Origin of the sequence: Methylorubrum podarium, assembly GCF_022179745.1 — a bacterium.
In the GTDB taxonomy this organism is placed as follows: domain Bacteria; phylum Pseudomonadota; class Alphaproteobacteria; order Rhizobiales; family Beijerinckiaceae; genus Methylobacterium; species Methylobacterium podarium.
Window position 1 is genome coordinate 1 of the sequence record NZ_BPRD01000690.1, and the last position, 1517, is coordinate 1517.

Here is a 1517-nt window from a genome sequence, read left to right on the forward strand (position 1 = left end):
CGATCAGGATGCCGGTGAAGCGCTCCATCGAGCCGCAGATGGCGCGGTGGATCATCACCGGCATCCTGATCGAGCATTTCGCGGGGCATTTCCCGCTCTGGCTCGCGCCGGTTCAGGTGGTGGTGGCGACGATCACCAGCGACGCCGATCCTTACGCCCGCGAGGTGGTCCGCGCGCTGGAGCGCGCCGGGCTGCGGGTGGAAGCGGATCTGCGCAACGAAAAGATCAACTACAAGGTCCGCGAGCACTCGCTGGCGAAGGTGCCGGTGCTGCTGGCGCTCGGGCGCCGCGAGGCGGAGGAGCGCACGGTCTCGGTGCGCCGCCTCGGCAGCCAGAAGACCACGACGCTGGCCCTCGACGCGGCGCTCGCCGCCTTCGTCGAGGAGGCGACCTCCCCGGACCGCCGCCGGGCCGAGGCCGCCGCCGACAGCCTTCCGAGCACCGACGCCGTGCTCGACGGCCGGCACGTCGAGGTTCCGGCGCCGTGACGGAAAGAGGGGTGCGAGCGCTCGCGCCTCACCCCTCCATCGCCCGCGCCAATTCCGAAAAAACCCGCGGGTCGGCGCATTGCGCGACGTTGAAGCGCATGGAGCCGGCGGCGCCCTGGCTGAGCGAGAAGACGTTGCCCGGCGCCAGCACCATGCCGCGGGCGAGCGCCCGGCGGGAGACGTCCGCCGCGTCGAGGCCGGCGGGCAGGCGCGCCCACAGGAACATGCCCGCCTGGGGCACGAAGGGCACGGTCACGCCGACCTCCGCGAGCCGCCGCACCACCGTGCCGCGGGCCTCCGCCAGCCGGGTGCGCATGGCATCGACGTGATGCCGGTAGCTGCCCTCGGCGAGGAAGCGGTGGACGGTGGCCGCGGTGAGGTGGTTGTCGCTCAACGACACCGCGAGCTTGAGATCGACGAGGCGCTCGACCCAGTCGCCGCGGATCGCGATCGCGCCGATGCGGGCGCCGGTCGAGATCGTCTTCGAGAAGCCGCCGACATGGATCACCCGGTCGAGCCCGTCGAAGCCGGCGAGCCGCGGGCCCGGCTCCGCCTCGAAATCGGCGTAGGCGTCGTCCTCGACGATGAGCGTGCCGTGCATCTCGGCGAGCCGCAGGATGCGGTGGACGGCGACCGGGCTCAAGGTCGCGCCGGTCGGGTTATGCAGGCCGGAATTGGTGATGTAGAACCGCGGCTTGTGCGCGATCAGCGCCCGCTCGAACGCGGCGAGATCCGGCCCCTTGGGCCCGAACGGCACGCCGACCATCTGCAGCCGGTGGGCGCGGGCGAGCGCCTGGAACGAGAAGTAGCAGGGATCGTCCAGCAGCACCGTGTCGCCGGGCTCGGCGAGGAAGCGGATGATCAGGTCGAGGGCGTGGGTGACCGAATCGGTCAGCACGAGCTGGTCGGGATGGGCGCGGATGCCGCGCTCGGTCAGCCGCAGCGCCATCTGCTGGCGCAGCAGCGCGTGGCCCTGCGGCGTGTCGTAGAACATCACCGCATCGCCCGCCGGGGCGATGCGGTGATGTT

2 protein-coding genes are annotated in these 1517 nt (G+C 71.7%); one reads left to right on the plus strand and one right to left on the minus strand.

The window, feature by feature from the left end; translation table 11 throughout:
* Window positions 1–488, plus strand: a 488-nt coding sequence (locus MFF42_RS25845) for a His/Gly/Thr/Pro-type tRNA ligase C-terminal domain-containing protein (RefSeq protein WP_238258820.1), incomplete at its 5' end; no start/stop codon positions are given.
* A gap of 28 nt (window positions 489–516) precedes the next feature.
* Here the strand turns inward: MFF42_RS25845 and MFF42_RS25850 are convergent.
* Window positions 517–1517: aminotransferase-like domain-containing protein (locus tag MFF42_RS25850; protein ID WP_238258821.1), on the minus strand; the 1001-nt coding region annotated here is incomplete at its 5' end.